This window comes from Agromyces sp. NDB4Y10, from assembly GCF_001620055.1.
GTDB lineage: Bacteria > Actinomycetota > Actinomycetes > Actinomycetales > Microbacteriaceae > Agromyces > Agromyces indicus.
In genome coordinates, this window is record NZ_LQGY01000049.1 from 1 (window position 1) to 5,954 (window position 5,954).

The 5,954-nt window shown below is 74.7% G+C and carries 9 protein-coding genes; 4 read left to right on the forward strand and 5 right to left on the reverse strand.

All coding sequences use genetic code 11. The features are described 5' to 3' along the window. The 4 genes from AVP42_RS11455 to AVP42_RS11470 all read right to left on the reverse strand — a co-directional run. Nucleotides 1-436 (reverse strand): glycerate kinase (locus AVP42_RS11455; protein WP_197467012.1); only part of this gene is annotated, 436 nt, incomplete at its 3' end. Then, the gene (locus AVP42_RS11460) at nt 433-1,188 is read right to left on the reverse strand and encodes a ThuA domain-containing protein (protein WP_067949154.1); all 756 of its coding nucleotides are present in this window, start codon (nt 1,186-1,188) and stop codon (nt 433-435) included. The genes AVP42_RS11460 and AVP42_RS11455, both read right to left, overlap by 4 nt. Then, complete coding sequence (locus AVP42_RS11465; protein WP_157356812.1) at nt 1,185-1,568, reverse strand: bleomycin resistance protein; 384 nt, start codon at nt 1,566-1,568, stop codon at nt 1,185-1,187. Before AVP42_RS11465 ends, AVP42_RS11460 begins: the two co-directional genes overlap by 4 nt. Nucleotides 1,569-1,620: 52 nt before the next feature. Next, the gene (locus AVP42_RS11470; protein ID WP_067949156.1) at nt 1,621-2,157 is read right to left on the reverse strand and encodes a putative immunity protein; all 537 of its coding nucleotides are present in this window, start codon (nt 2,155-2,157) and stop codon (nt 1,621-1,623) included. A 101-nt stretch (nt 2,158-2,258) separates the two neighbouring features. Here AVP42_RS11470 and AVP42_RS11475 point away from each other — a divergent pair, with 101 nt between their 5' ends. Beyond that, nucleotides 2,259-2,618, forward strand: coding sequence for a helix-turn-helix transcriptional regulator (locus AVP42_RS11475; RefSeq protein ID WP_067949158.1), 360 nt, complete (start codon nt 2,259-2,261; stop codon nt 2,616-2,618). After that, nucleotides 2,615-3,304, forward strand: coding sequence for a cation transporter (locus AVP42_RS11480; protein WP_067949160.1), 690 nt, complete (start codon nt 2,615-2,617; stop codon nt 3,302-3,304). The genes AVP42_RS11475 and AVP42_RS11480 overlap by 4 nt, the downstream gene beginning before the upstream one ends. Nucleotides 3,305-3,322: 18 nt before the next feature. On the opposite strand, the gene AVP42_RS11485 is transcribed toward AVP42_RS11480, so the two are convergent. Further along, entirely contained in the window at nt 3,323-3,976 is a 654-nt protein-coding gene (locus tag AVP42_RS11485) for a TMEM175 family protein (RefSeq protein ID WP_231878610.1), read from the reverse strand. A gap of 78 nt (nt 3,977-4,054) precedes the next feature. Between AVP42_RS11485 and AVP42_RS11490 the strand changes: the two genes are divergently transcribed. Together AVP42_RS11490 and AVP42_RS11495 are read left to right on the forward strand one after the other, a co-directional pair. Beyond that, the gene (locus tag AVP42_RS11490; protein ID WP_067949162.1) at nt 4,055-4,726 is read left to right on the forward strand and encodes an SRPBCC domain-containing protein; all 672 of its coding nucleotides are present in this window, start codon (nt 4,055-4,057) and stop codon (nt 4,724-4,726) included. A gap of 148 nt (nt 4,727-4,874) precedes the next feature. After that, nucleotides 4,875-5,954, forward strand: a 1,080-nt coding sequence (locus AVP42_RS11495) for an MFS transporter (RefSeq protein WP_067949164.1), incomplete at its 3' end; no start/stop codon positions are given.

A 5,954-nucleotide genomic window follows, 5' to 3' on the forward strand; every position in this document is an offset into this window, starting at 1 on the left:
CCACGCCCCCGTCGGTCGATGCGCTCCCGCCGATCGCGAGCAGCAGCCGCGCGGCGCCCGCGTCGAGCGCCGCGGCGATCGCCTGGCCGAAGCCGAACGTGTGCGCGTCGAGCGGTCGCAGCCGGTCGAGCAGCGTGATGCCGCTCGTGAGCGCGAGTTCGACGACGGCGGTGCCGTCGGGCAGACGCAGCCACGCGGCATCCGTCGGGCGGTCGTCGGGCCCGCGGACCGTGACGGGCACCCGCTCGGCACCCGGCACGGCCGTGGCGAACGCGTCGAGCGTGCCCTCGCCGCCGTCCGCCATGGGCTTCGCGACGAGCTCGTCGGCGGGCGACACCGTGCGCCAGCCGCGTGCGAGCGCCCGCGCGGCATCGGTCGCGGTCGCGGTGCCCTTGAACGAGTCGGGGGCGAGCACGACCCGCCGCGGGGCGCTCACGCCGGCGACACGCCCGTCCACCCGCCCGTCGGCGCCGGCACGTGCGAGAGCCAGTCGAGCGCCCGGGCGAGGAGCGCGCGGTGCTCCGCGGAGTCGTACGACCGGGTGTCGTGGCCGAGCGCGTCGTACACGAGGCGGGACCGCCCGAACTCGCGCGCCCACACCAGCGGGTAGCGGAACCCGCCCTCCTCGTGCTCGGCGATCGGCTCGATGACGTCGTGCAGGCGGAGACCGGCGTAGCGCTCGTCCTCGAGGGTGAAGTCCTCGAGCCCCTCGCGGATCGGGTGGTTGCCGATGAGGTGCACGCGCGCCTCGCCGAACGGCGGATGCCACGACACGTCGTCCTCCCACCGACCGCCGAGCGCGCGGTGGAACGTCGGGTGGTCGCGAAGGCTCGACGCCGCCGAGTGCACGGCGAGGATGCCGATGCCGCGATCGACCGCGGCCGCGAGCGCGGTGTCGTCGACGGCGGCACCGTCGGACGCCGCGGCGTCGACCCCGTCCGGCAGGGGGCTGTCGGGGTCGCCCGCGTTGACCACGAGCAGGCGCACGTCGTCGCCGAGCGTCGCGAGCGCGGCATCCACGTCGTCGCGCACCTCGACGTCGAACCCCGCCTCGCCGACGATGGCCGCGAGCCGCTCGGTGGTGTCGGGGTACGGATGCCACGGGTCGGCGTACCGCCCGCTGCCGCTCAGGATGATCGCGCGCATGGGAGCTCCCTCGGTCGGCGAGTCGACGGTGGCCGGACTCACGCGGCGGGCTCCTCGATGAGGGTGAGCAGGTTGCCGTCGGGATCGACGAGGTGCCCGGCGCGCAGGCCCCAGTCCTGGCGACGCACCTCGTGCAGTCGCGGGAAGCCCTGCTCGGCGACGGCCACGCCGGACGCCGCGATCGCGTCGGCGAGCTCGTCGACGTCGGCGACCCGGATCGTGCAGCGGCTGGCGCTCTCGGCCGGGTCGAGCTCCGGGAACGGGAAGAACTCGAGCTGGAGCTCGCCGCGGCGGAGGATCAGCCAGCCCTCGTCGCGGAAGCGCCGCTCGAATCCGAATCCGGCGTAGAACGCCTCGGTCGCGTCGAGGTCGCGCGACGGCAGGTTGGGCAGGGCTCGATCACGCACCGCGGTGTGGGTCATGAGACGCATTGTGCCCGTGATCGGGCCCCGCGGCCACCGTCCGGCGCCGGAATCACGCCCGCGCTCGCAGGACCGCGTCGAGGTGGCGCAGGAGCTCGCCCACGCGGCCGCCGCCGCCGGGAGCCGGCGGGTACCGGCGGAGCACGTCGACGACCGCGTCGGGCACGTCCGGGAGCTCCTCGTCGAGGAATGCCTCGCCGACCCCTCGGACGTCGTCGGCCTCGAGCTCGACGGCCCGCGCCGCGCGAGCGGCGGATCCGAGGATGTGCTTGACCTGGTCGGCGTGCGCGAGCGGATGCAGGAAGGCCGCACCGGCGGCGGCACTCGCGGCGTGGGCGGCCTCGGCGGCGACGGGCGAGTCCACCGACTGCGTCGCCCGGTAGGCGCCCCAGGCGCTCGTGCGCAGGGCGTTGGTCCGCGCGCCGCCCTCGGCGAAGGCCCAGGCGGCGTCGATGGCCTCGCGCGGGCGGGCATCGTCCGGCGCGTCGCGTTCGAAGAAGGGCAGCACCTCGCTCGCGCACCGCGCCGCGAAGCGCGCGACCTCGCGGAGGTCGTCGTCACTGAGGTCGATCGCATACGAGTCCCTCATGGCACCATCCTGCACCGCGGACATCGGGATCGGCTGGGCGGTGCGGCGCGGGGAACGAGACGGCCGCGCGCATTGGTCAGCCGTCGCTGTATAGTCACCGTGTGCTGACGATCGCGACCCGACTCGACGTGATGAACCGGCTCGGCCGGGCCATGGCCGACCCGACCCGTTCGAGGATCCTGCTCGCCCTCCTCGACGGTCCGAGCCATCCGGCCGTGCTCGCGCGCGAGCTCGACTTAACGAGGTCCAACGTGTCGAACCACCTCGCCTGCCTCCGCGACTGCGGCATCGTCGTCGCCGAGCCCGAGGGCCGGCGCACCCGCTACGAGATCGCCGACCCGCACCTCGCGGGCGCACTCACCGCACTGCTCGACGTCACGCTCGCCGTCGACGAGAGCGCGCCGTGCCTCGACCCGGCGTGCACGGTCCCCGGATGCTGCGACGCGGAGCTCGCGCGATGACCGCGGCGCCGACCGAGGAGCGCCGCGCGACGCTGCACCGCCGCGTCCGGCTCATCGTGGCGTTCACGATCACCTACAACGTGATCGAGGGCGTCATCGCGGTGTCGGCCGGCGCCGCGGCATCCTCGGCGGCCCTCATCGGGTTCGGGCTCGACTCGTTCATCGAGGTGCTCTCGGCCGTGGCGGTGGCGTGGCAGTTCACGCGGCGCGACCCGGAGCGTTGGGAGAGGCCGACGGTCCGGGCGATCGGGATCGCGTTCTTCGCCCTCGCCGCGTACGTGACGATCGACGCCGTCCTCGCCCTGGCCGGCGTCGAGCCGGTCGACCACAGCCCGCTCGGCATCGCGATCGCGGTCGCGAGCCTCGTGGTGATGCCGGTGCTCGCCTGGTTCCAGTTCCGCACGGGTCGCGAGCTCGGGTCGGCCAGCGTGCAGGCGGATGCCAGGCAGCTCCTGCTGTGCCTCTACCTCTCCGGCACCGTGCTGATCGGCCTCCTGCTCAACTCGCTCCTCGGCTGGTGGTGGGCCGACTCGGTCGCCGCGCTCGTCGTCGCGGCGCTCGCCGTGCGCGAGGGCGTCGAGGCGTGGCGCGGTGACGTGGAATCGCCGTTCGAGCTGTTCGAGGAGCTCGAGGAACTCGAGGCGGAGCGGGAGCGGTCGCGGGAGGACCGGGCCGACGTCGGCTGACGCCGCAGCGAGCGGCGGTCAGCGCGACGTTCCTCCCCGCCACCTCGCGACGACCGCCTGCGCCGGGCCGGTGAGCACCATGACGAGCAACGGCGAATAGCCCAGCACCGGGAACGCGAGCGCCAGCAGCAGGGCGACCGCGAACAGCCCGGCGGTGATGACCTCCGCGGCGATGCCCGCGGCCATCATCGACGGCGGGATCCGATGCAGCTCGGGATGGGCGCGCAGGAAGAGGCGAACGAGGAGCGAGCAGAGGCTCAACGCGATCATGCTGCCGATGTAGACGATCTTCGCGAGCGCGTCGTCGTCGTCCATCTGCCCGGAGATCGCCGTCGCGACCGGAAGCCAGACGATTGCGAGCAGCCACGGCATCGTCACCCACAGCAGTCCCGGCGAGGCGGCGTCGACACGCGCGAAGAGCCGGTGGTGGTAGATCCAGAACACCGCGATGAGCGCGAAGCTCACCACGAAGCCGAGCAACTGCGACCGATGCTCGGCGAACCAGTGGGCCGTGTCGCCGTCGCCGCGTGCGGCCTCCCCCACGCTCTCGAGGAGCGGGAGGATGAGGAGCGTCATCGCGATGGCGACGACGGCGTCGATGAAGGCGCGCAGGCGCCCGATGTCGACCGACGTGCGCCACTCGTCGGCCCGTGCGCGCCCACCCTCGCTCACGCGTCCCATGCTAGGGCGGCGCCTCCCGGCGGGACCATCGACCCAACGGTGCGGCGGAACCCGGTCGAGACTCGGCGCATGCCCTCCCCACGCAGCGTCGCGCCGACCGTCCTCGCCCCGATCGCCGTCACCGCGCTGGCGCTGCAGTGGTTCGGCCGGACCTACGGGTCGACGGCGGCCGAGCGACACGCGCGGCTTCCTGGCGACGAGGTGGTCGCGCATCCGCAGATCGTGGCGACGCACGCCGCGACGCTGCCCGCTCCGCCCGAGCGGATCTGGCCCTGGCTCGTCCAGGTCGGCTGGCACCGCGGCGGGTGGTACACGCCGCGCTGGGTCGACGCGCTGCTCTTCCCCGACAACTGGCCGAGCGCGAGCCGCATCCACGACGAGTTCCAGGCGCTCGAGGTGGGCGACGTGATCCCCGACGGCGCGCCCGAGACCATGTGCGGCTTCACGGTGCGCGAGGTCGTGGCCGCCGAGCGGCTGGTCCTCGAGTCGACGACCCACCTTCCGCTGTCGTGGCGGCAGCGCGACCTCGCCCGCCTGCACTGGACGTGGAGCTTCCGCCTGACGCCGGTGGACGGCGGCCGGGCGACCCGGCTCGTGTTCCGGTGGCGGGCGCGCACCGCGCCGTGGTGGCTCACCGTCGGGGCGCACCTGGTGATCGTCCCGGCGGACTTCATCATGTCGAGGGGGATGCTGCGGGGGCTGCGCGACCGCGTCCGCGAGACGCCCTCGTCCTGGGCCTAGTCGGCGCCGGCACCGGGTCGGGCCGGCCGGATGCCGCCGCCTCACCGGGCGCGGCGTACGCTTTCCGTGCGGGCAACGGATGCCGCCGCATCCGCTCGACCACGGAGGAACCATGACCCACACCGCCGCGTCCACCGAGTGCGCCTGAGTGGGCGTCGCCACCTACCTCACCGCGGCGACCCCGCCCCGGCTCGCCGTCGGCGGGATCACCGTCGCGATCCCCGTGCTCGCGGTCGACCAGCTCGGCGACGTCGCGCTCGGCGGGCTGCTCGCCGCGGCCGCGCTCGGCCCGTCGATCGTCGCCGCACCCGTCGCCGGGGCGATGCTCGACCGCAGCCGCCGACCCGGAGTGCTGCTGGCGGCCGCCGGGCTCGTGATCGCGACCGCCTACGCGATCGCCGCGTTCCTCGGACCCGTTCCCGCCTGGGCGGTGGCGATCGCGCTGCTCGTCGCCGGTGCGGCGACGCCCTTCGTGTTCGGCGGGCTGTCGAGCTTCGTGACCGAGCGGATCCCCGACGAGCGGCGCGCGTATGCGATCGACGCGCTCGCCTACAACCTCGGGGCCGTGGCCGGGCCCGCTGCGGTCGCGGCGGCCGCCGCGCTCGGATCGGCGCGCGTGGCGACCCTGCTCATGGCCGCGGCGGCGCTGCTCGGTGCGCTCGGCACCATCCCACTGCGCCTGCGCCCGGTCGCGAGCGACCACGACCGCGGGTCGATGCTCGGCACGATCGCCGCCGGCTTCCGGCACATCGCCACGCACCGCCCGCTCGCGATCATCACCGCGAGCGGCACGCTCAGCCAGTTCGGCTCGGGCGGCCTCGCCATCGCCGCGGTCGCGCTGGCGGTCGCGCGCACGGGCGATGCCGCGGAGGGCGCGATCATCGTCACCGCCTTCGCCGTCGGCGGCCTCCTCGGGGCGCTCTGGAACTCCGCGCGGCCGAGCCGCATGCGACCGGAGGTCGAGATGGGCCTCGGCTTCGCGGCGACCGGCGCGTTCACCGTCATCGCCGCGGCCGACCTCGGCCCGTGGTGGGCGGTGTTCGCGATCGGGGTCTCCGGCGTGTTCACCGCCGGCAGCGCCGCGGCGATGCTGCTCATCCGCAAGCAGCAGAGCCCGCCCGCACTCCGGTCGCAGGTGTTCACCGTCGGCGCGGGCCTGCGCGCGGCCGCCGCCGCCGCGGGCGCCGGCGCGGCGACCGATGCCGCCGCCGTCTGGGCGGCGCTTCTG

Coding starts and splice junctions, on each gene's coding strand:
- AVP42_RS11465 (WP_157356812.1), bottom strand. CDS start 1,568: ATGACCCACACCGCGGTGCGTGATCGAGCCCTGCCCAACCTGCCGTCG.
- AVP42_RS11470 (WP_067949156.1), bottom strand. CDS start 2,157: ATGAGGGACTCGTATGCGATCGACCTCAGTGACGACGACCTCCGCGAG.
- AVP42_RS11480 (WP_067949160.1), top strand. CDS start 2,615: ATGACCGCGGCGCCGACCGAGGAGCGCCGCGCGACGCTGCACCGCCGC.
- AVP42_RS11490 (WP_067949162.1), top strand. CDS start 4,055: ATGCCCTCCCCACGCAGCGTCGCGCCGACCGTCCTCGCCCCGATCGCC.